Here is a 21812-nt window from a genome sequence, read left to right on the forward strand (position 1 = left end):
GCGTCAGTCGCGGCCGACGGTGCTGCGGCGGAAGGTCAGCATCCGGCTGCGGTTGGCGATGAGATCCACGTTGTAACCGCGGAAATAGAGGCAAAAGCGTTTCAACCATGGGCCGTCCTGGCACTCCACCAGCATGCGGCCCTGGCCGAGCGGGCTGAGCGTGCCGGTCTGCGCCGCCGGGCCGACGCCAATATGCACCCGATTGCCGCGAATTTCAAAGGCGGTGCGATAGTGCGGGTGATACCACAACCCCTGCACATGCTTCAGGCAGTCGCCGTTGGCCGTGACCGGCAGGAAACGGCGCGCCACATGCCCGACTTCGCCCTCGACCGCTTCGCCGGTCCACTTCAATTTGATTGGCATATGGGCGGACAGCGACACCGCGTAGCCGTCTTCGCCCTGATACAGCGGTTCATCGCTGCCCAGATAGGCCAGGTTGCCGTCTTTGACCTCCAGCCAGTGCGGCTCCGCCAGCGTGGCGTAGAGACCGTCGGGGATCGCCGTGCTGCGCTGCGGCAAAGGTTCGCCCAGCAGCGCTGCCATCACCTGCAAAGCCATCCCGAAACTGTCGCAGTCTTCGCGGTTGGCCACCAGCGCAACGCCGACCTGGCGATCGGGCGCCAGCAGGAAATAGGTTTTGTAACCGGCGTGGGAACCACCGTGGCCGAGCAAGCGGCGGCGGCCTAGCGGCGTCTGCGCCAGCCCCAGTCCATAGGCGCTGAGCTGACCCTGATTGAGGCGGCGCGGTGCGCCGAGTTGCGCCAGCACGCCCTGGCCGGGGCCCTGGTCGGCCAGCAGCGTTTGCAGCCAGCGGGTGAGGGCGTTGAGGCTGCCGGTCAGGCTGCCGGAGGCGGAAAGGTGCAGACCGGCGCTGGCGTGTTGCCAGCCCCGCGCCGCACGCCAGTAACCCGGCACCAACCCTGGCACCACGTCGAACCAGCTTTCCGGCGCTTGCATCTGCACCTGCAGCGGCCGGGCGATGTGCTGTTGCACCAGTTGATCGAAATCATACCCTTTGCTGCGCAGCGCGGCCTCCAGCAGCCGATAGCCGGTATTGCTGTAGGCGATCTCGCTGCCGGCTTCATAGTTCAATCTTTCCAGCCCCTCGACAAACTGCATCACCGGCTGCGCCTCGCTGACGGCATGCAGCGATATGCCCAGCAGACCGAGCGTCTCGCGCACGTCAGGCAGACCGCCGGTCATGTCCAGCGCCTGGCCGACGGTAACGTCCGCCAACGCGGGCTGCAGGGTGGGCAGCAGTTCGCCCAGGCGCTGATCGAGCCGAATGGCGCGGCCGGTGGCCTTCAGCGCCAGCGCGGCGAAGATGTGCTTGGTCACTGAGGCGTAGCGCACCACGCTGTCGGCGGTGAAGGGGGTATTCTGCGCCAGATCGGCCAAGCCGGCACTGGCGGTGGCGCGGAGTTGTTCGGCGTCAAACAGGGTGATGGCGCCGCCGGGTTCGCCACGCCGTTGCCAGCCGGCCAGCAATTGTTCGGCGAGGGCGCCGGCAGCGCGCCAGTTTAACGGTGTTACAGACATAGGGCCTCCAGAGTGATGGTTCGAAACGGGCCAGCTCGGCCACACGCCGCCCGGCGCTGACGATGAGCGCGGGCTTTTCGGCTGATTGTGGCGCAGCGCGTTTTTCGTCGGCCGCTGTTTTGTGCGCTGTTTAGACCAGTCAGTAGGGAATCACGCGAAACTTTGATATAGCGCGCAGATTGCGGCTGACGTTACGGTTAAGGACAGGGAGAGGAACAGGCGCCCGGCGGCGCCTGTAAAGGGGATCAGTTCAGTCTGGCGGCGCTGTCCAACAGGCCTTCAATCATCTGCTTGAGCAGGCGCTGCAGCGAGGCGGCGCGCTGCGGTTCGAACGCGAAAGGATACTGTTCGGACATGTAGTTGACCTGCGCCAGCTCGAGCTGGATCGCATGCTGTTGCTGCTGCGGTTGGCCGTAGGCGCGGGTGATGTAACCGCCCTTGAAGCGGCCGTTCAGCACGTGGGTGTACTGCTGTTGCTGCTCGCAGCAGGCGACCAGCCGATCGCTCAGCGCCTGGGCGCAGCTTTCACCGCCGTTGGTGCCGAGGTTGAGATCCGGCAGTTTGCCGTCGAACAGCCGCGGGATCACCGAGGCGATGGAGTGCGCGTCGAACAGCAGCGCATAGCCGTGCCGCGCTTTGAGGCGTGCCAACTCGTCCTGCAGCTGCTGATGATAAGGTTGCCAAATTTGCTGCAGATAGCCGGCGCGTTCTTCGTCCGTCGGCGCTTTGCCCGGCAGGAAGCTTGGGCGGCCGTCGAACAGCACATCGGGATACAGACCGGTGGTGGCGGTGGTGTACAGCGGCTTGTCGTCCGCCGGGCGATTCAGGTCGATGACGAAGCGCGAATAGTTGCCGACCAGTACGCTGGCGCCCATCGCCCGGGCGAAGTCGTACAGCTGTGGAATGTGCCAGTCGGTATCGGGCAGCGGGCGGGCATCGTCGGTCAGCCCGGCCTCGACCGCCGGCGTCAGTTGCGTGCCGGCGTGTGGGATGCTGATCAGCAGCGGCAGGCTGCCGGTCTGGAAGCTAAAAGGATCGCGAATGGTCATTGACGTACTTCTCCTCGGAAAATCACCGTACAGGGCAGCTGGCCGCCCAACCAATAAGCCAGTTCCGCCGGCCGCGACAGCGGCCAGTGAACAAAGTCCGCCACCTTGCCGGTTTCCAGCGTGCCGTGGCTGTGTTGCAGCCCCAGCGCTTTGGCAGCGTGGGTGGTAACGCCCGCCAGCGCTTCTTCCGGCGTCAGGCGGAACAGCGTGCAGGCCATGTTGATCATCAGACGCAGCGACAGCGCCGGCGACGTGCCAGGGTTGGCGTCGCTGGCGATCGCCATCGCCACGTGGTGCTTGCGGAACAGCTCTACCGGCGGGCACTGGGTTTCGCGCAGCAGGTAGTAGGCGCCCGGCAGCAGCACCGCCACGGTGCCGGCGTCGCCCATGGCGCGGGCATCTTGCTCGGTGGCGTATTCGAGATGGTCGGCGGAGAGCGCGTGATGGCGCGCCGCCAGCGTGCTGCCGCCGAGGGCGGAGAGTTGCTCGGCGTGCAGTTTGACAGGCAAACCGGCGGCTTCGGCGGCGGCGAAGACTCGCTCCACCTGCGCCGGTGAGAACGCCAGGTGTTCGCAGAAGGCGTCAACCGCATCCGCCAGGCCAGCGGCGGCGGCCTGAGGGATGATGGTATCGCAGACCAGATTGATGTAGTCGTCGGCGCGGTTTGCGTATTCCGGCGGCAGCGCATGGGCCGCCAGACAGGTGGTTTTCACCTCGACCGGCAGCAGCTCGCCCAACTTGCGCGCCACCCGCAGCATTTTCAGCTCGCTTTCCGGGCTGAGGCCATAGCCGGATTTGATCTCCACGCAGGTGACGCCTTCCGCCAGCAGCGGACGCAGGCGGAACAGCGCCTGCTCCAGCAGCAGCGCTTCGTCGGCCTCGCGGGTGGCTTTCACGGTGGAGATAATGCCGCCGCCCTGCGCGGCGATGTCGGCATAGCTCACGCCGTTCAGTCGCTGTTCGAACTCGCCGCTGCGGTTGCCGCCGAACACCAGGTGCGTGTGGCAATCAACAAAGCCGGGGGTGATGATGCCGCCATCGAATTTCACCGTTTCGTCCGCGATCAGGCCGGGCGGCAGCGCCGCATGTTCGCCAATCCAGACGATCTTGCCGTCGCGTACGGCGATCGCGCCGTCGGTCAGGGTGTGATAGTTGCCGTCGCGCATGGTGACGATATCGGCGCCGTGCCACAGGCTGTCACAGTGAATCTCAGACGTCATTGCTTTCCTCCGCCGGAGCCGCAGCTCCCACATGGTTGTATATACAATTAAAAACAACCTAACGCATTCACCGGGATGTCACAAGAGGCGGGAGAGATTTTGTTATCAGGATGTGATCGACAGCGGAGATGCGGGCGCAGGGCGCGCCCGCCGGGGATCAGACTTCGCTGGTGAAGCGGCCGAACAGTTGATAACGGCTGCCGGGGTACAGCAGCCTGGCCGAGGTCACCACGGTTTTGCCGGACCAGGTGCGGCGGTGGATCAGCAGGCCGGGTTCGTGGTCTTCCAGCTGCAGCAGCTCGCTTTCGCGCCGGGTGGGGATCACCGCTTCGACGATGTGTTCGCCGGCGGTCAGCGGCGCGGCCTGCGTCAGATAGGTGTAAGGCGTGACGCGGTCGAAATCCTGCTTCAGGTAATCCGGCGCCACCAGCGGGTTGACGCAGCGGTCTTCCACCTGCACCGGCACGTCATTTTCGTAATGCACGATCTGCGAGTAGAACAGCCGTTGGCCGGGTTGAATGCCCAGCGCCGTCGCCTCTTCCTCGCTGGCCGGGCGGGCCTTCAGCTCGAGGATCTTGCTGCTGTGGCGATGACCGCGCGCGGCGATCTCATCGGCGATGTTGTGCACTTCCAGCAGCGCGGTATGCGCCTTGGCTTCGGCGACGAAGGTGCCGACGCCCTGCATGCGGATCAAAAAACCTTCGCTGGTCAGCTCGCGCAACGCGCGGTTGATGGTCATGCGGCTGACGCCCAGTTCCGCCACCAGTTCACTTTCGGAGGGCACGCGCTGGTGCGGTTGCCAATGTCCCGCACGAATTTGATTCACGATCGCCTGTTTGACCCGTTGGTAGATCGGGGCGGGGGCATCGCTCATTGCAGCCGCCAGTTGTAACACGGTCTGTTGTTCAGCCACGACGTTAACCTCGTCAAATAAAAAAATAATAACACCAGTTTACTGTTGATGTCGGCGTATGTATATGTATATACAACTAGTGGCCGTCGCGCCAGAAACTTGCCGGCGACCGCCAAAAATTCCTGAATGCGCGCCATCGCCGCGCCTCATTCGCCGTTACATCAACCGTGGAATACTGCCATGCCTGCTTATTTTGCCCCACGCGCTTTGCTCCCTGAGGGCTGGGCGCATAACGTCCGGCTGGACGTCGATGCGCAAGGTTATCTGACTCAAGTTACCGCCAACGCTGAGCCGCAAGGCTGCATCCGGCTGCACGGCGACGCGGTGCCGGGCATGCCGAACCTGCACTCCCACGCTTTCCAGCGCGCGATGGCCGGGCTGGCGGAAGTGGCGGGTAATCCGCAGGACAGCTTCTGGACCTGGCGTGATCTGATGTACCGCCTGGTGCAGCGCCTGACGCCGGAGCAGGTGGAGGTAGTCGCCCGTCAACTGTATATCGAAATGCTCAAGGGCGGATACACCCAGGTGGCCGAATTCCACTACCTGCATCACGACGCCGACGGCAAGCCTTACGCCGATCGCGGCGAGATGACCGGTCGCCTCAGCGCGGCCGCGCATCAGGCCGGCATCGGCATGACGATGCTGCCGGTGCTTTACAGCTACGCCGGTTTCGGCGCCCAGGCGGCCCAGCCGGGGCAGAAACGTTTTATCCAGGACACCGAAAGCTATCTGCATCAGCAGCAGGTGATTGCCCGTCAGCTGGCGGATCGCCCGTTGCAGAACCAGGGGCTGTGCTTCCACTCGCTGCGTGCGGTGGAGCTGGGGCAGATGCAGCAGATTTTGGCCGCGTCGGATCGCACCTTGCCGGTGCATATTCATATCGCCGAGCAGCAAAAAGAGGTGAACGACTGTCTGGCGTGGAGCGGACAGCGCCCGGTGGCCTGGCTGTATGACCACCTGCCGGTCGATCAGCGCTGGTGTCTGGTGCACGCCACCCATCTGGATCGCGACGAGCTGGAAGCGCTGGCGCGCAGCCGCGCGGTGGCCGGCCTGTGCCTGACCACCGAAGCCAACCTCGGCGACGGCATTTTCCCTGGCGACGCTTACCTGCAGCAGCAGGGGCGCTGGGGCATCGGTTCCGACAGCCACGTTTCGCTCAACGTGGTGGAAGAGCTGCGCTGGTTTGAATACGGCCAGCGGCTGCGCGATCAGCGTCGCAATCGCCTGACGACACCGGAACAGTCGGCGGTGGGCGATGTGCTGTACCTGCAGGCGCTACAGGGTGGCGCGCAGGCGTGCGGCGCGCCGATCGGCCGGTTGCAGAGCGGCTATCGCGCCGACTGGCTGGTGCTGGACGGCGACGATCCGTATTTGGCGGCGGCGCCGGATGCCTCGATCCTCAATCGCTGGCTGTTCGCCGGCGGCAAGGAGCAAATTCGCGACGTGTTCGTCGGTGGCCGGCAGGTGATCGATCAGGGGCGGCACGCGCTGCAACAGCAGAGCAGCGCAGAGTTCCTGCAGGTGCTGAAAACCTTTCAGCAGGAGGCGTAATGAGCCTGACCCGTTTTAACTTCGCCGCGCTGCCGGTCAGCCCGTGGCGCAACGGCGGTGGGGAAACCCGTGAAATCGTCAGCTGGCCGCCGGGCGAGCCGGATTTCGACTGGCGCGCCAGTATCGCCACCATCGCGCAGGACGGGCCGTTTTCCGCCTTTGCGGGCATCGATCGCTCGATAACGTTGCTGGAAGGCGACGGCGTGCGGCTGTTCAGCGCCGGGCATATCGACCATCAGTTGGCGCGTATCGGGGAGCCGTTCGCCTTTTCCGGCGATGTGGCGCTGGAAGCGACGCTGCTGGGCGGCGCCAGTCAGGATTTCAACATCATGACACGCCGCGGCCGGCAGGCGGCCGAGGTGCTGCGCAGCACGGTGCCCGTCACCCTGTCACCCAACCGGGCGGGCGTGCTGTATGTGCTGAGCGGCGTTTGGTCGCTGCCGGAGGGCGGAGAACTGCGGGCGCGCGAGGGTGTCTGGTGGACGGCGGCGGGCGGCGAAGTGGCGCCGCTGACGGCCGACGGCGCGATCCTGTGGGCGAACATCACAGCCTGCTAACGCAGAGTAGAGTCCTGCGCCCGGTTATGGGATTATTCACTTTTCCCCATTAATCATAAAGAAGGGCGCATGGCTTCGCTGAAAGACGTCGCAAAACTTGCCGGAGTCTCGTTGATGACGGTGTCCCGCGCCATCAATGAACCCGGCAAGCTGCGGCCGGAAACTTATCACCGCGTCAAACAGGCTATCGACGAGTTGGACTACGTGCCGGATCTGTCGGCGCGGCGTATTCGCGGTGACGGAAATCGCGTACAGACGCTCGGCGTGCTGGCGCTGGACACCGCCACGACGCCGTTCTCGGTGGAAATGATCCTGTCGATTGAGAAAACCGCGCGCGAGCGCGGCTGGAACAGCTTCGTCGTCAACCTGTTTGCCGACGACAACGCCGAACAGACCGTCGATCTGCTGTTGGCGCATCGACCGGATGGGGTGATATTCACCACGATGGGGCTGCGTGAGGTGACGCTACCGGCCAAACTGCTGGACAAAAAGCTGGTGTTGGCCAACTGCGTCAGCCCGGCGCATTCGATCGCCAGCTACATTCCTGATGATGAGCAAGGGCAGTATGACGCCACGCGCACGCTGATCGCCAAAGGCTATCGCGCGCCATTGTGCATTCATTTACCGGCGGATACGCTGGCGGCGGGCCTGCGCCGCCGCGGTCTGGAACGCGCCTGGCGCGAAGCGGGGCGCGATGTTGAACAGCTGCAGCAGTATCATCTCGATCTGAGCGGCGGCGATCAAAGCTATCGCGACTGCGTCGCGTTGCTGGAGCGGCATTTCTCTGCAGGACGGCGCGATTCCGATGTCGTGGTGTGCGGAAACGATCGGATAGCGTTTCTGGTGTATCAGGTATTGCTGGCGCAAGGATGGCGGATACCGCAACAGGTGGCGGTGCTGGGCTACGACAATATGGTCGGCACCGGTGAGCTGTTCCTGCCGGCATTGACGACGGTGCAGCTGCCGCATTACGAGTTGGGCCGTCTTGCGGCGCTGCATGTGATTGAGCGGCGGGAACAGCGTGATACGGTGAAAGTGCCTTGCCCGCTGTTGGAGCGTGGTTCGCTGTAGCCACACCGGGCGCGCCGCTGCGCGCCCGGCGCTCATTCCCATTACCCCCAGATGCTCGCCAACTGCCATCCCGTGATGGGCTCGAACTGCGCCCGGCCGCCTTCGGCGAACAGGCTGAGACGGCGATCGCCCGCCGTCGGATAGATGCGGCTGGTCAGGCAGGCCTCTCCCTGATTCACGAAGATTTCCAGCGATGAGCGATCGATAAAGATCCGCAGCGACAGGATGTCACCCTCCGGCAGCGGCACACTGCGGCAGGTGCACAGGGCGGGGTTTTCATGAAAACGCTCCAGCACCAGTCGGTGCGCCTGATTGTCGACAAACAGGCGCGCCGCACTCCCGATAGCCAGCCCGTAACGCTCGGCGTCGTTGTCGGCCGGCCTCAACGTCAGGGTGAGTTCCTGCACGTCGTTCGTCAGCGGCAGATGCTGATTGGTCAGCGTCTGCGCCAAAAACGTGTGTGGCTCTCGGCGCAGCGCCGCCAGTTCACGCGCCGGGTTCATGCGGACGCTGCCGTCGGCGGCCAGCGTCAGTTCGCGCGGCAGGGTGAGGGCGCCGGCCCAGCGATGCGCTTTGCTGGGCATTGGGGATTCCCACATATCCATCCAGGTAAACAGCAGCCGACGGCCGTCGGCGGCGGTGAAGGTTTGCGGCGCATAGAAATCGTGGCCGGCATCCAGCTCACAGAAGGGCTGGGTCACCGTAAAGTCGCCGTCCGGCCGCCAGTGGCCGAGCAGATAGCCGCTCTGGAAGCGATTGCGATAGCGATAGCCCTGCGCCGCCAACCCCTGCGGCGAAAACAGCAGCAGGTGTTGCTCCCCCAGCGGGAAGAAATCCGGGCATTCCCACATATAGCCCTGATGCGCCGTTTGCGCGCCGGCCAGCACCCGATCGAAGCGCCAGGCGCGCAGGTCGGCAGAGCGGTACAGGCGCACCTGGCCCAGGCCGTTTTCTTTGGCGCCGACCACCAGCCACCATTCGCCGTTTTCGCACCAGACTTTCGGATCGCGAAAATGCTGAATGCCGTCCGGCGGGGCCAGTACCGGCCCGTGTTTGATGAAGCGTATGCCGTCTTCGCTGGTGGCCAGACATTGCACTTCCCGCACCTGGCTGTCGTCACCGGGTTCGCCCAGCCACACGTGGCCGGTGTAAATCAGCGTCAGCACACCGTTGTCATCTACGGCGCAGCCGGAAAAGCAACCGTCTTTGTCATAGGGCGCATCGGGTGCCAGGGCGATGGGCTGATGCTGCCAGCGTATCAGGTCGCGGCTGGTCGCGTGCCCCCAGTGCATGGGGCCCCAGTGTTCGCTATAGGGGTGATGCTGGAAGAAGGCATGATAGACGCCGTCAATACAGATCAGGCCGTTGGGATCGTTGATCCAGCCGGCGGGCGGCGCGAGATGGAACTGCGGGTAGTAATCGTCTCGGCGCTCTGCACGCAGGGCTTCGACCGCATGGTCGGCTTGAGCTAAGGCAGTGTTCATTGGACAGACTCACTTGATTTAATGGCGGATTGAAAGGGGGCTACGCTGGCGGAACGTTCGCCGCGCAGCAGGAAACAGGAGACAAGCGTCGTGGCGGCGACCGCGCAGCCCATCAGCAGATAGGTGTCGGCAAAGCCGATGCGGTCATAACCGTAGCCCGCCAGCGGCGACAGGAAGCTGGCCATCACCTGGGTGATGAACTGGAAGCCTACCAGGTACAGTGTGGAGGAGAGTCGGCTGTCAAAGCGGCTCGCGATGTATTTGAAGATAGCGATCAGCAGGATTGGCAATTCTACGGCGTGCAGCAGTTTCATGGCGGAGATCATCAGGGCGCCGCTGACTAAGCCGGAACCGAACATGCGCAGCGCCATCACGCCACCGGCCAGCAACAGCCCCTGTTTGGCGCCGATGCGGTTCACCAGCAGCGGCGCCAGGAACATGCCGCCGGCCTCGAGGAAGACCTGCAGCGAGTTGAGAAAACCGTACATCTCGTTGCCCTGTGCGCGAGAAGCGAACTGTGAAGCGAAGTAGACCGAAAATTGCTGATCGAAAACGTTGTATACGCTGATCCCCAGCACAAACACCACCAGTGCCCAGAAGCCGGGCATGCGCAGCAGCGCCAGCGCGTCCTGCAGCCGCAGGTTTTCCGGTTTGCCGAACGCCAGGCCGGCCATGGCGTTCGGCTTCAGCTCGCGTACCTGGCTGAGCAGCACCAGGAACACCACGGCGGCGGCGGAGGCCAGCCAGAAATTGATGTTCGGATTGATATTGAAGATAAAACCGGCCACAAAGGTGGCGCTGGCCCAGCCGAGCGAGCCCCACATGCGGGCGCGGCCGAATTCGAAACCGCTGATGCGGCTGACTCGCTCGGTATAAGATTCCAGCGCGCCGATACCGGCGAAGAAGGTCGCGCCGATGAACACCCCGCCGACCAAAGCGCCGAGCGGCAGGCTGCTCGCCAGCAGCGGGGCGTAAACGTAGATAAAGAACGGGCCGGTCAGCAGCAGCATCACGCCGAGAAACTGCAGCAGGTGTTTGCGCAGCCCAAGTTTATCCTGAATAAACCCGTACAGCGGCTGGGCGCACAGCGCCACCAACGAGATAGCGGAGAAGATCAGGCCGGTCTCGGCGCCTTTCAGGCCGATCTTCTGATTCAGCCACAGCGAGATCAGCGAAAAGCTGGAAGACCAGGTGAAGAAAAAGAAGAACAGCAGGCCGCTGAGCAGCACGTAATATTTTTTAGTTTCGCGGTTCATGGGTAGGGCCCCGGTGAGTGAAGTTAGCTCTATTGTTAACGTTAACTCGCGAAGGGATGAAGCGGCCAGATATCACGCATGAGATGTTAATCACAAAAGTTAACGTTAACATTTTTGCCTTGTGATCGAGGTCACGAGTTGGCAAGGGGGCGATGTGCCCCCGGAGGATTAACGTTCGTTAAGCGAGCGCAGATGATCGTCGCGGCGCAGCGTCATCAGCACAAACAGGCTGACCACCGAGGTGGCGACCACGTAGTAGGCGGGAATGTCGATATTGCCGGTCTGTTTGATGAGGCCGGTGATAATCAGCCCGGCCGAGCCGGAAAACACCGCATTGGACAGCGAGTAAGCCAGCCCCAAGCCGGTATAACGCACCCGGGTCGGGAACATTTCCGCCAGCATCGCCGGGCCGGGGCCGGCCAGCAGGCCGACTACGGCGCCGGCGACCATCACTGCCAGCCCTTTGGCCCACAGTGAACTCTGCGCATCCTGCAACAGGTGCAGCAGCGGGAAGGTGAACAGGATCACCGCCGCCACCGCCGTCAGCATCACCGTTTTACGCCCCAGTTTGTCGCTGATGATGCCCGCCGGCAGAATGGTCAGGGCGAAGCCGACGTTGGCCAGCACCGTCGCCACCAGCGCCTGCTGGAAGGTGGCGTGCAACGAGGTTTGCAAATAGGAAGGCATCACCACCAGGAAGGTATAGCCGGCGGCCGACCAGCCCATCATGCGGCCGATGCCGATCAATATGGTTTTCGCCACGCCGCCCAAGCTCGCCTCCTGCGGTGCGGCACTGTGTTCCGCGGCCTGTTGCGCCTGGGTAAACGTGGGCGTCTCTTCGAGCTTGAGCCGCAGCCACAGCGCCACAGCGCCCATCGGCAGCGCCAGCAGGAAGGGAATGCGCCAGCCCCAGTCATGCAGCTGCTGCACGCTGAGCAGCGCGGCCAGCAGCGCCACCAGCCCGGCCCCGGCCAGCAGGCCGAGCGCGACGGTCAACGATTGCCAGGCGCCGAACAGCCCGCGTTTGCCCTTCGGGGCGAATTCGGTCATCAGTGATACGGCGCCGCCGAATTCGCCGCCGGCGAACAGCCCCTGAAACATGCGCAGCAGCGTCAGCAGCAGCGGGGCGGCGACGCCGATCGAGGCATAGGTCGGCATGACGCCGATCAGTGCGGTGGCCAGCGTCATCAACAACAGAACCGCAATCAGCGTCGGGCGACGGCCGATGCGATCGCCGATGCGGCCGAAGATCACCGCGCCGATCGGCCGGCAGAAAAACGCCAGCGCGAAGGCGGCGTAGGTGAGGATCAGGCTGGTGACTTCATTTTCACCCTGCAGCGTGAAAAAATTGGCGGCGATGACGGTAGCCAGGAACCCGTACACCCCGAACTCATACCATTCGATAAAGTTGCCAACCGAGCCGGCCAGCAACGCCTGACGCGAACGGCGCGCGTCGAGAGTCTGTTGATTCATCCCCGTTCCCATACATTTGAATTATTGTTCGTCAGTTCTAAATTTATACGACAAAACAATCAATTGATTTCAGCGGGAACTGTGAGGCGCTCAGCGCATGCCGTCGATATGCCACCATTCGGGGCAAACATCGGCGAACGCGTGCGAGACCGGGCGCAGCTCCGGCAGATCGGCCCGATCGAAGCTGCCGGTGCTCAACGCCACCGTCGGCTCGTCGTCGATCGCCCCCAGCGTGCTGCCGCAGCGCGGGCAAAAGGCGCGGCTGGAATAGGGGGAAGAGCGGTAGAGCGTGGGCATGCCGCCCGGGCCGTTCCACTCGACGGCCTGACGCGGAAATTCGACCCAGCAGAGCGTCGGTGCACCGGAGTGGCGCCGGCAAAATTCGCAGGAACAGCTGTGTGGGTTACCGGGCAGGCCGTGCACCTGAAAGCGAATATGTCCGCACAGGCAGCCGCCGCTATAGCCTGGATTTTCCATGAGTTCTCCGTCATAAACGCGGGAATGGCGATGAAAATCACTATAGCGGCATCGCGAAAAAATAACAGGCCCCGTCGGTGGCTTACCAGAGTAACGGCGCCGGCTCGCGGCCGTTTTCGGCATAGTACAGCGATGGCAGGAACTGTGCCAGATAGCTGAACTCGTTGTAGCAGTGGCGCATCAGGTTAAACCCGATGTCGTCCGAGAGTTCGTCGTGGGCGTTGGCGCAGGCTTTACCCAGCAGGAAACGGCTGCGCAGCACGCACCCGTACGGCGTATCGCGCGCCAGATGCAGCATCTCGCCGTCGCAGGGATCGCCGTTGTCATCCAACGCCACCTGATCGCCGAAGCCGATGCGCGCACACACGGCGGCGGAGAGCGCCTGCGCATCACGCGCCTGGCGCAGCGGCTGCGGCGCGAAGAAGTCCTCGGCGGCGTGAAACTTGAGGCGTGCCGCGACCGGCGGCAGTTCCGCCAGCCATTCGACCGCTTCGATGCTGGCGCCGACGTAGCTTTCCCCTTTTTTCCAATGGCGATCCCAGCCGCGATGTTCGACGTGATCGTGCGGGTGCCACCAGTTGATGTGCTGCGTGTTCTCAAAGAAGGTGAACCACCAATCCAGCATGCGCCCCTTGCAGCCGTGCAGATCGGTACGGACCGCGACGGTCAGCAAACCGTCGGCGCTGCGACTCAGCCCCATCTCCAGCCGCAGCGGTTCAGGTTTGAGCAACTCGTTGATATCGTTAACGCCCCAGGGCGCCAGCAAGGAAGGATGTGTCATAATGGGTTCCTGTTTTATTTTGGAAACGAATTGTGTTTCCAAAATAAAACTATGCCGCTATGCTGAGTCTGTCAATGCTTGTGAGGAATAAATATGGCGAACCCGAATGAAGAACCGCCGCGCGCTCGCGGCCGGCCGGCCACGCCGGAAACGGCGCTGCGAGCCGCGCTGGCGCAAGCGACGCTGGCGTTGCTGCTCGACGGCGGCTATGCCGCAGCAACGGTGGACGCGGTGGCGAAACGCGCCGGGGTGGCTAAAAAAACCCTGTATCGGTTTGCGGCCAATCGCGACGAACTGGTCGCGCAGGCGGTGAGCGGCTGGACCGAGGCGTTTCAGCCGGCCTTCGCCCAGGATGCCGGGCAACGGGCGGCGGTGGTGCCACTGTTGGAAAAGGGGCTGAAGGCCATAGCGCAGCAGGTATTGAGCGCCGAGGCGGTAGGGATGTTTCGGCTGCTGCAAAGCGAGTTTCCGGGGCGCGAGGCGCTGCTGGACAGCTATCAGCGCAACGGCATTCAGCGCGGCCGGGCTACGGTGGCGGACTGGCTGCAGCGCCAGCAGCAGTGCGGCTGGCTGCGTGCGCGCGACTGGGCGCAAACCAGCGACTTGCTGTTGGCGATGACCATCGCCGAACCGCTACGGCAGATGACGCTGGGACTGTTGCCGCCGGGCAGCGCGATCGACGAGCGCATCGCGGCGGCGGTGGCGCTGGTGATGCCGGGTTTGCTGGCGGAAGCGTGAATACAAAAAAGGGCCGACGAATCGGCCCTTGAACAACAGGATGCAAAACGTCTGCGTTACAGCTTCGGCCCAGCGTTCACCAGCTTTTCGCCCGCCGGGGTGACGGTATATTTGGCGAAGTTATCGATAAAGCGCTGGGCCAGATCCTGCGCTTTCTCCTGCCACAGCGATTCGTCGGCATAGGTTTTGCGCGGATCGAGAATCGACGGATCGACGCCCGGCAGCGCGGTCGGCACTGCCAGCCCGAAGATCGGCAGCGTGAAGGTCTCGGCCTGCTCAATGTCGCCATTCAGAATAGCGTCGATAATGCCGCGCGTATCTTTGATAGAAATACGTTTGCCGCTGCCGTTCCAGCCGGTGTTGACCAGGTAAGCCTGGGCGCCGGCGGCCTCCATGCGTTTCACCAGCACTTCGGCGTACTGCGTCGGGTGCAGCGTCAGGAAAGCGGCGCCGAAGCAGGCGGAGAAGGTCGGCGTCGGGGCGGTGATGCCGCGCTCGGTGCCGGCCAGCTTGGCGGTGAAGCCGGACAGGAAGTGGTACTGGGTTTGCTCAGGCGTCAGGCGCGATACCGGCGGCAGTACGCCAAAGGCGTCGGCGGTCAGGAAGATGATCTTGCGCGCATGGCCGGCTTTGGACACCGGTTTGACGATGTTCTCGATGTGATAAATCGGATAGGAGACGCGGGTGTTCTCGGTTTTGCTGGCATCGTCGAAGTCGATGCTGCCGTCGGCCAGCACGGTGACGTTTTCCAGCAGCGCATCGCGGCGGATCGCCTGATAGATTTCCGGCTCCGCCTGCGGCGACAGCTTGATGGTCTTGGCGTAGCAGCCGCCTTCGAAGTTGAACACGCCGTCGTCGTCCCAGCCGTGCTCGTCATCGCCGATAAGCTGGCGTTTCGGATCGGTGGAGAGGGTGGTTTTGCCGGTGCCGGACAGGCCGAAGAACACCGCCACGTCGCCTTTCTCGCCCACGTTGGCCGAGCAGTGCATCGAGGCGATGCCCTTCAGCGGCAGCAGGTAGTTCATGATCGAGAACAGGCCTTTTTTCATTTCGCCGCCGTACCAGGTGCCGCCGATCAGCTGCATGCGTTCCGTCAGGTTGAAGGCGACGAAGTTCTCCGAATGCAGCCCTTGCTGCTGCCAGTCCGGGTTGGTGCATTTGGCGCCGTTCATTACCACGAAGTCCGGCTCGAAGTCCGCCAGTTCGGCGTCGCTCGGGCGAATAAACATGTTTTTCACGAAGTGCGCCTGCCAGGCCACCTCGGTAATGAAGCGCACTTTCAGGCGCGTGTCGGCGTTGGCGCCGCAGAACGCGTCCACCACGAACAAACGCTTGCCGGAGAGCTGGTTGCCCACCAGCGTCTTCAGATGCTGCCAGACTTCCGGCGAGAGCGGCTGGTTGTCGTTCTTGCCGGTGCCGTTGTCCGACCACCAGACGGTATCGCGCGTGGTGTCGTCGCGCACGATGTATTTGTCCTTCGGCGAACGGCCGGTGAACTCACCGGTCGCGACGTTGACCGCACCCAGTTGGGTGAGGGTGCCGCGTTCCAGCGGCGGCAGGTCGGCGCGGGTCTCTTCGGCGAACAGCAATTCATAGCTAGGGTTATAGACGATATCGGCGGCCTGATGGATGCCGTAGCGAGCGAGAGTTTGTGGGGTAACAGCGCGTGAAGACATATTCTACTTCCTTATGAGTCATATTATGCCTCTTTCCCGAGCGGTGCCGCGCGCAGGATTAAGGTTCGGATCAAGCTGACCGGATTCAGCTACTGCGTTTCCGGTTCTTTATTAATAAATCAGGGGGCTTTTTCGCCCTCCTATAGCATAGCAGCGAATTTAAACCTGCTTACTTTAATTACAAAATGCTGACGATAATTAATTAAAACCAACCTTGGCGGAGGGTCACAATATTGAATTTCGTCGGTGTAATTTAGTTTTGCATTTTTATTTTTTATCATATCTTCAGGGCTGTCTACTGTTTTATTTCTTATTAGAAAAAGCGAAATCCACAATAGGATTTTTCGTAATCATTTGTTTTTGCTTGGCAATGGCGGGATGTTGCGCCAGGTGAATCTAACCGTACTGTACGCTTGTCAGCAGGGTGAATAATGAAACAGATAAATGCAGAACTGGCCTGTGATAAAAATACGGCATCGTCCGAATCCTCAGGATTAATTAATCAACTTCGTCAAATGGATATCGGCGCGGTACCGATCGCGTTGTTTATCACGATTTGCGCCATCGTGGCGATTTCTGCCTATGCCAACTTCCTGCCGAAAAATATGATCGGCGGCCTGGCAGTGATAATGACGCTGGGCTTTGCGCTGGCTCAGTTGGGAAAAAGCATTCCCGTGCTGCGCGATATCGGCGGGCCGGCCATTCTGTGTTTGATGGTGCCCTCGGTGCTGGTCTACTTCAACGTGTTCCAGCCCAACGTCATGGGCACGGTCCATCTGCTGATGAAAGACGCCAACCTGCTTTATTTCGTCATCGCCAGTCTGGTGGTCGGCAGCATTCTCGGCATGAACCGGGTGATCCTGATCCAGGGGATGATTCGCATGTTCGTGCCGCTGGTGGTGGGTACGATCACGGCGGTGATCACCGGGCTGCTGGTGGGCAAGCTGTTCGGCTTTACCTTCTATCACACCTTCTTCTTCATCATCGTGCCAATCATCGGTGGCGGCATCGGCGAGGGGATTTTACCGCTGTCGCTGGCCTATTCGGCGATCCTGGGCTCGACGCCGGACGTCTATGTCGCGCAGCTGGCGCCGGCGGCGGTGCTGGGTAACATCTTCGCCATCGTGACCGCCGGGGTGTTGGCGCGTATCGGCATGCAGCGCAAGGCGCTGAGCGGCGACGGCATGCTGATCCGTTCGGCGCAGGAGAACGCGATGTTCGCCATCAAGGAGCAAAGCGGCAACGTCGATTTCCAACTGATGGGCGGCGGGCTGCTGGTGATCTGCGCCTTCTTTATCGTCGGCGGCCTGTTCGAACACATCGTGCATATTCCCGGCCCGGTGCTGATGATCCTGTTCGCGGTGCTGTGCAAGTACTGCCGGGTGATCCCGGCCTCGATGGAAACCGGCGCGCACAGTTTCTACAAGTTCGTCTCCACGGCGCTGGTGTGGCCGCTGATGATCGGTCTGGGCATGCTGTACGTGCCGCTGGAAAGCGTGGTGGCAGTGTTCTCGGTCGGTTATGTGGTGGTCTGCGGCTCGGTGGTGCTGTCGATGGGGCTGGTCAGTTTCCTGATTGCGCCTTACCTGAAGATGTTCCCGGTGGAGGCGGCAATCGTCACCTGTTGTCACAGTGGCCTGGGCGGCACCGGCGATGTGGCGATCCTGTCGGCGTCGAACCGTATGGGGCTGATGCCATTCGCCCAAATCGCCACGCGCATTGGCGGCGCTTCCACGGTCATTGGCGCGACGCTGTTGCTCGGTTGGTTAGTCTGAGTCCAGAGTTTCTTATGGATAACCGGGGTTGGATTGCCCCGGTTTTTTTATGCTTTTTTCCGCTCATCGTGATAATGCTGATGATTATCTTGAAAATCATTCGTATGGCGCAAATGCATAGTCGGACTTTATCTGAGAAAATTCTGTACTCGACGAAAATGTGTCTATTCTTTTCTCTTAAGGGATTATCGTTCTCATTCAGAGTGCCGAGGGAAGGCGCCACCGCATTACCGATATCCCCGTATTGATTCAACACCGGGCCGCTGCCGTTCAGGCAATCCGCCAGTTGGGGCATCCCCCCGATTGAATTGACGAATATGGAGATAAGGTTATGTCATCAAGCAATGCTTCCGTTAAGGCCGAAGGCGTATTAGCCCTGTTGGGCGCTTATAAACCCGATGAAGACGACACCATTACCGTGCTTCATCCGTCGAAAACGTTCGAAAACGCCGGCCTGGAGCTGGTGCGCGGCGATCGCAGTTGGCACGACAAGGGCGTGACCGACACGCCGGTCTCTCTGACCTACAGCTTCTGGGAAAAGGCGCCGGGCAACATGTCGAGCATGGGCATCAGCGGCTTCAGCAGCTTTAACGCCGAACAGCGCGAGCAGGCTAAACTGTCGCTGCAGTCATGGTCAGACGTGGCTAACATCACCTTCACCGAAACCAGCAACACCGCCGCTGCCAGCATCAAATTCGGCCTGTTCGACTACAGCTCGCGCGGCTCCTATGCCTTTGCGTATAACCCGGACACCTCGCCTTCGGTCGCCGGGCAAACCTGGTATAACGCCAAGAACCATACCTTCGTCAACAACCAGATCCATGAGAACGAGTACGGTCGCCAGACCTTCACCCATGAAATCGGCCATGCGCTGGGGTTGCAGCACCCGGGCGACTATAACGCCGCGCCGGGCGTCAGCATCACCTACGCTAAAGACGCGACCTACTTTGAGGACAGCCGCGCGCACAGCCTGATGAGCTATTTCAGCGAAAGTAACACCGGGCAGGACTTTAAAGGCGCGTACTCTTCCGGGCCGTTGCTCAACGACATCACGGCGATCCAGCATTTCTACGGTGCCAACATGGACACCCGCACCGGCGATACGGTTTACGGATTCAATTCCAACACCGATCGCGACTTCCTCACCGCCACCGGCGCGCAGGACAAGATAATTTTCACCGCCTGGGATGCCGGCGGCAACGACACCTTCGACTTCTCCGGCTTCGGTCAAAATCAGCGCATCAACCTGAATGAAAAGGCGTTCTCGGACGTTGGTGGCCTGAAAGGCAATGTGTCTATCGCCGCAGGCGTGACGATTGAAAATGCCATCGGCGGGTCGGGTAACGATGTGCTGGTCGGGAACGCCGCCGATAACGTGCTCAAGGGCGGCGCGGGCGATGACGTGCTGTACGGCGGCAAAGGGGCGGATCAGCTGTGGGGCGGTGCCGGCAAGGACACCTTCGTCTACTTTGCGGCGGATGAGTCGACGGCGGCGGCGCCGGATTGGATCCGCGACTTCGTGCGCGGCGAGGACAAGATCGATCTGACGTTGTTCAACACCGGCAGCGCCGACGGCATCCGCTTCGTCGATCAGTTCAGCGGCAAGGCGGGCGAGGCGAAGCTGAGCTACGATGAGCAAAATCACGTCAGCGATGTGGCGATCAACCTGGGCGGCGCCTTTGACGGCAACGACTTCCTGGTGAAAGTGGTGGGGCAGCCGCTGGATGCCGGCGATTTCGTGTTGGCGTAATGCAGGCAACAAAAATAGGGCGTTTTGGGCAAAAACCCGACAATTCCTATTAATTACGTCATATTAGCGTGACATAGTAGCGCGCAGAAGGCCGGGCTTGCATACCTCGGGCTTCTGTCGAATCGCCAACCTTTTCGGTTGGCGATTCATTTTCCGCCTTTCAGCATGTTGATGGCGGCGCCGAGTAGGATGCGCCGTTCGATATCGTTGCTGTCCGCCAACTGCCGCGCCAGATGTTTTTCCAGCGTTTCCACCGACAGCGCTTCACCGCGATGGCGCAGCTGCATCACGCCGTCGCCGATCAGGCGTGCGACCTCATCCCATACGGGTTTAATCTCCTGTTCCGAGAACGTCATGGTCTACACCTCGGTGGGTTGATTTTTGCCCAATGTAACAGCTGAACTGCGGCTTCGCTACCCGCCGCCTAAAACAGGAAGCATAAAAAACAAGCCATCAGTATTTCTTCTGGTTTTTACGCTCAATACTGACGGTGTCGAAAAGCAGGAGAAAACATCATGAACTGGGTCGAAACCTTGGCGGAGTACTACCGCCTGAGCCGCACGGGTGAAACGCAGCATTGGCTGTGTCGCCGCTGGTTGCTTCAGGGGGAGGCGCGTTTGGCCTATTTGCAGGAGTTGCTGGAGCCGACCGCGCCACGGCGGCGATGAACAGGGCGCCGGCGTTCGGCCGGCGTCGTCTCGCGGCATTAACCGAAGGCGATCGCCGCCCAACGCAACAGCAGCAACGCCAGGCAGATCAGCAGCAGCACCACGACCATTTTACTGAGCTTGTTGCCCATGCGTTTTGTTGCCACGTTGCGCCCCTTTTAGCTGAAATACCACCCGCCGGCGAGGGTGATGAGGACAAGCGTCACTAACGCGACGCCGTTGAGTAAATCGCTGAAGGTATCGTCAGCATCGATGTCATTTTGCTGCATGTTACCGCCTGGCAGTCGCCATTGGGTGAATAATGTTCACAGTATGCGCCCGGCAGCGCGGCAGGCACAGCGAAGAAAGGTAAAAACGCGTAAAAGTGGCGCTGGCAAAACGCGCAGTCGCGCTTGCGACGGATGCAGACGGCCGGCAATACGTTGTACTATCCTGTCTGCATTGATGCATTTTTCCTAAAGGTATAATCATGGCGACGGCAATTCCACAGAAATACGAGCACCTTGAGCGCTGGGCGTTCGGCGATACCGAGCAGCAGGCCGATGAAGTCGTGCAATTGATCCTCAATGGCACCAAAACGGCCACCTGTTCTAACCTGGACGGCGAAGGGATCCCACAGGCCGGCGATCTGTTCCTGGTGGTGGACGGCAAGGGTGAGCCGGTTTGCGCAGTCGAGTTGACCGCGGTGGAAATGAAAACTTACGATCAGGTTGATGAAGCGCACGCCTTTGCCGAAGGCGAGGGCGATCGCTCGCTGGCGCACTGGCGCAAAGAGCTGCAGCGCTTCTTCGAAGAGTATGACCTGTTCTCGCCGGACATGACGCTGGTGCTGATGAATTTCAACGTCGTCGACAAATTTTAATCTTATGCGCGCCGTTCCCTACGAGTGCCAGTGGGCGAGCCCGGAGCTGGCCGCCGATCTGATCGCCGGCCGCGCGACGTTGGCGCAAGACGAAAATTGGGCGCGCAGCGGCGCCCGCGATCGGGCAGAGTACGTCGAGTGGGCCAACCACGTGTGCGGCATGGCCTGCCTGAAAATGGTGCTGGGCCACCGCGACGGCGAAGCGCCGCCGCTGCTGGAGCTGGCGCGCCGCAGCCTGCCCTACGGCGCCTATGTACGCGAAGGTGAGCGGATAAAGGGGCTGATTTATGCGCCGTTCGTCGAGTATGTGCGCGAGCAGTTCGCGCTGCAAGCGGAGGTGAAGGTGGGGCTAGAGGCCGCCGAGGTGCCGGCGCTGCTTCATGAATGCCGCTACTTTATCGCCTCGGTGCATCCCTCCATTCGCCGGCCGGAGAGTACGCCGCCGCAGCGGGGCGGGCATCTGGTGCTGATCACCGCCGCCGATGCGCAAAGCGTGATCTTCCACAATCCTTCGGGCGACAGCCCGGCGACGCGGGAGCGGGTGCACCTGCCGCTCAGCCGCTTTGCCCCTTTCTTTGCCGGCCGCGGCATCGCCATCGCATAAAAAAACGCGCTGTTTCCGATGAAAACAGCGCGTCGTCAGCAGTTCTGATGCATTTTCATGCCAGCCGCATCACCCAGGCGTCCGCTTGCCGATCGTAGTGTTGCTTGTACAGCAGCGACTGTTTGCCGTCGAGGATGGCCGGGATGCTGGTATGTTCATCCCAGCCGTCCAGCTGCATGCACAGATCCGGATCGGACTTGCAGGGAATGCTCAGGGTGCCGGTGCGGTCGGCGCCGGCGTGAAGATGCGCGTCATCGACCTCGAAGCTGCCAATTTTTACGACGGTTTTGCTCATGGGAACTCCTTGCTCAATGGTGTGGTAGGAGGTTAGACCAGTTTGGCCGTTGGTAAGAGCATAGCCAAATGAG

At 61.6% G+C, this 21812-nt stretch carries 22 protein-coding genes; 9 read left to right on the forward strand and 13 right to left on the reverse strand.

Annotated features, from left to right (window positions below; genetic code table 11):
* Positions 1-3 precede the first annotated feature (3 nt).
* The 4 genes from WA302_RS06880 to hutC all read right to left on the reverse strand — a co-directional run bounded on the left by WA302_RS06880 (position 4) and on the right by hutC (position 4721).
* Positions 4-1539 (reverse strand): serine hydrolase domain-containing protein, encoded by a 1536-nt coding sequence (locus WA302_RS06880; RefSeq protein ID WP_164067581.1) that lies wholly within the window; start codon positions 1537-1539, stop codon positions 4-6.
* A 245-nt stretch (positions 1540-1784) separates the two neighbouring features.
* Positions 1785-2588 (reverse strand): N-formylglutamate deformylase, encoded by an 804-nt coding sequence (gene hutG / locus WA302_RS06885; RefSeq protein WP_025302562.1) that lies wholly within the window; start codon positions 2586-2588, stop codon positions 1785-1787.
* A complete protein-coding gene (hutI, locus tag WA302_RS06890; protein WP_038877714.1) occupies positions 2585-3808 on the reverse strand; it encodes an imidazolonepropionase in 1224 nt (407 codons plus the stop codon). The genes hutG and hutI overlap by 4 nt, the downstream gene beginning before the upstream one ends.
* A gap of 157 nt (positions 3809-3965) precedes the next feature.
* A complete protein-coding gene (gene hutC, locus WA302_RS06895) occupies positions 3966-4721 on the reverse strand; it encodes a histidine utilization repressor (RefSeq protein WP_025302564.1) in 756 nt (251 codons plus the stop codon).
* Positions 4722-4901: 180 nt separating this feature from the next.
* On the opposite strand from hutC, the gene WA302_RS06900 reads away from it, so the two are divergent.
* The 3 genes from WA302_RS06900 to WA302_RS06910 all read left to right on the forward strand — a co-directional run bounded on the left by WA302_RS06900 (position 4902) and on the right by WA302_RS06910 (position 7900).
* Entirely contained in the window at positions 4902-6272 is a 1371-nt protein-coding gene (locus WA302_RS06900; RefSeq protein ID WP_049209158.1) for a formimidoylglutamate deiminase, read from the forward strand.
* Positions 6272-6829 carry a HutD/Ves family protein gene (locus WA302_RS06905; protein WP_025302566.1) on the forward strand — a complete coding sequence of 186 codons (558 nt, stop codon included), beginning with the start codon at positions 6272-6274 and terminating at the stop codon, positions 6827-6829. Before WA302_RS06900 ends, WA302_RS06905 begins: the two co-directional genes overlap by 1 nt.
* A 69-nt stretch (positions 6830-6898) precedes the next feature.
* Positions 6899-7900 (forward strand): LacI family DNA-binding transcriptional regulator, encoded by a 1002-nt coding sequence (locus tag WA302_RS06910; protein ID WP_043141400.1) that lies wholly within the window; start codon positions 6899-6901, stop codon positions 7898-7900.
* Between the two features lie 41 nt (positions 7901-7941).
* Here the strand turns inward: WA302_RS06910 and WA302_RS06915 are convergent, their stop codons facing one another.
* The 5 genes from WA302_RS06915 to WA302_RS06935 all read right to left on the reverse strand — a co-directional run bounded on the left by WA302_RS06915 (position 7942) and on the right by WA302_RS06935 (position 13371).
* A complete protein-coding gene (locus tag WA302_RS06915; RefSeq protein ID WP_043141397.1) occupies positions 7942-9384 on the reverse strand; it encodes a glycoside hydrolase family 32 protein in 1443 nt (480 codons plus the stop codon).
* Complete coding sequence (locus WA302_RS06920; protein ID WP_025302569.1) at positions 9381-10640, reverse strand: MFS transporter; 1260 nt, start codon at positions 10638-10640, stop codon at positions 9381-9383. The genes WA302_RS06915 and WA302_RS06920 overlap by 4 nt, the downstream gene beginning before the upstream one ends.
* Positions 10641-10808: 168 nt before the next feature.
* Positions 10809-12113: an MFS transporter gene (locus WA302_RS06925; RefSeq protein ID WP_043141394.1), complete on the reverse strand. Its 1305-nt coding sequence runs from the start codon at positions 12111-12113 to the stop codon at positions 10809-10811.
* Positions 12114-12203: 90 nt separating this feature from the next.
* The gene (locus WA302_RS06930; RefSeq protein ID WP_025302571.1) at positions 12204-12590 is read right to left on the reverse strand and encodes a GFA family protein; all 387 of its coding nucleotides are present in this window, start codon (positions 12588-12590) and stop codon (positions 12204-12206) included.
* Between the two features lie 82 nt (positions 12591-12672).
* Positions 12673-13371 (reverse strand): DAPG hydrolase family protein, encoded by a 699-nt coding sequence (locus WA302_RS06935; protein WP_025302572.1) that lies wholly within the window; start codon positions 13369-13371, stop codon positions 12673-12675.
* A gap of 93 nt (positions 13372-13464) precedes the next feature.
* Here WA302_RS06935 and WA302_RS06940 point away from each other — a divergent pair, with 93 nt between their 5' ends.
* A complete protein-coding gene (locus WA302_RS06940; RefSeq protein ID WP_261456312.1) occupies positions 13465-14109 on the forward strand; it encodes a TetR/AcrR family transcriptional regulator in 645 nt (214 codons plus the stop codon).
* 56 nt (positions 14110-14165) lie between these two features.
* Here WA302_RS06940 and pckA read toward each other — a convergent pair whose 3' ends face one another.
* Complete coding sequence (gene pckA / locus WA302_RS06945; RefSeq protein ID WP_049295451.1) at positions 14166-15785, reverse strand: phosphoenolpyruvate carboxykinase (ATP); 1620 nt, start codon at positions 15783-15785, stop codon at positions 14166-14168.
* 431 nt (positions 15786-16216) lie between these two features.
* Here pckA and WA302_RS06950 point away from each other — a divergent pair, with 431 nt between their 5' ends.
* Both WA302_RS06950 and WA302_RS06955 read left to right on the forward strand, forming a co-directional pair.
* A complete protein-coding gene (locus WA302_RS06950) occupies positions 16217-17560 on the forward strand; it encodes a 2-hydroxycarboxylate transporter family protein (protein WP_049295452.1) in 1344 nt (447 codons plus the stop codon).
* Between the two features lie 331 nt (positions 17561-17891).
* Positions 17892-19310 carry a serralysin family metalloprotease gene (locus tag WA302_RS06955; RefSeq protein WP_148123368.1) on the forward strand — a complete coding sequence of 473 codons (1419 nt, stop codon included), beginning with the start codon at positions 17892-17894 and terminating at the stop codon, positions 19308-19310.
* 146 nt (positions 19311-19456) lie between these two features.
* On the opposite strand, the gene WA302_RS06960 is transcribed toward WA302_RS06955, so the two are convergent.
* On the reverse strand, positions 19457-19666 hold the full coding sequence (locus WA302_RS06960; protein ID WP_004931526.1) for a hypothetical protein: 210 nt from the start codon (positions 19664-19666) through the stop codon (positions 19457-19459).
* A 159-nt stretch (positions 19667-19825) separates the two neighbouring features.
* On the opposite strand from WA302_RS06960, the gene WA302_RS06965 reads away from it, so the two are divergent.
* Entirely contained in the window at positions 19826-19978 is a 153-nt protein-coding gene (locus tag WA302_RS06965; protein WP_162837925.1) for a hypothetical protein, read from the forward strand.
* A 38-nt stretch (positions 19979-20016) separates the two neighbouring features.
* Here WA302_RS06965 and yniD read toward each other — a convergent pair whose 3' ends face one another.
* On the reverse strand, positions 20017-20109 hold the full coding sequence (yniD, locus tag WA302_RS06970; RefSeq protein ID WP_016928013.1) for a small membrane protein YniD: 93 nt from the start codon (positions 20107-20109) through the stop codon (positions 20017-20019).
* Between the two features lie 338 nt (positions 20110-20447).
* Here yniD and WA302_RS06975 point away from each other — a divergent pair, with 338 nt between their 5' ends.
* On the forward strand, positions 20448-20840 hold the full coding sequence (locus tag WA302_RS06975) for an ASCH domain-containing protein (RefSeq protein ID WP_049295454.1): 393 nt from the start codon (positions 20448-20450) through the stop codon (positions 20838-20840).
* 4 nt (positions 20841-20844) lie between these two features.
* Positions 20845-21444 carry a C39 family peptidase gene (locus tag WA302_RS06980; protein ID WP_025302577.1) on the forward strand — a complete coding sequence of 200 codons (600 nt, stop codon included), beginning with the start codon at positions 20845-20847 and terminating at the stop codon, positions 21442-21444.
* 55 nt (positions 21445-21499) lie between these two features.
* On the opposite strand, the gene WA302_RS06985 is transcribed toward WA302_RS06980, so the two are convergent.
* Positions 21500-21739, reverse strand: coding sequence for a DUF1480 family protein (locus WA302_RS06985; RefSeq protein ID WP_025302578.1), 240 nt, complete (start codon positions 21737-21739; stop codon positions 21500-21502).
* Between the last annotated feature and the right edge of the window lie 73 nt (positions 21740-21812).

Origin of the sequence: Serratia sp. 201 (assembly GCF_037027545.1) — a bacterium.
Taxonomy (GTDB): Bacteria; Pseudomonadota; Gammaproteobacteria; order Enterobacterales; family Enterobacteriaceae; genus Serratia; species Serratia bockelmannii.